This is a genomic window from Bradyrhizobium sp. Unk1 (assembly GCF_059512345.1).
The window spans coordinates 1-282 of the sequence record NZ_JCAMOP010000273.1 but is presented as its reverse complement, the minus strand read 5'-3'; the positions used below and the strand labels follow the sequence as shown (position 1 = coordinate 282).

Here is a 282-nt window from a genome sequence, read left to right as displayed (position 1 = left end):
GCAGCCGAAAGCACTTGCGTAGGACGTAAAATCTTCGCTGCATCGGGGCGCGAAGCATGGCAGACTTGGGCCAATGAGTGATTTGCCTGATGAGCTGCCGAGCGATCCGGCCGAGTTGCGTATCTTTGCCGCGGCTCTGCTGGATCGCTGCGCCAAGCTCGAGCGGTTGCTCAAGCTTGCAAAAGATGCGCAGTTCGGTCGGTCCTCGGAAAAGCTGGACGCTGATCAGCTCCAGCTTGTTCTGGAGGATATCGATCAGGCCGTCGCGGCTCTCGAAGCAGC

The 282-nt window shown here is 59.2% G+C and carries 1 protein-coding gene; it reads left to right on the top strand.

From position 1 onward, the window contains the following. Positions 1-73 precede the first annotated feature (73 nt). The coding region (locus AC5ZFO_RS48460) for a transposase domain-containing protein (RefSeq protein WP_496124327.1) at positions 74-282 on the top strand (209 nt) is incomplete at its 3' end.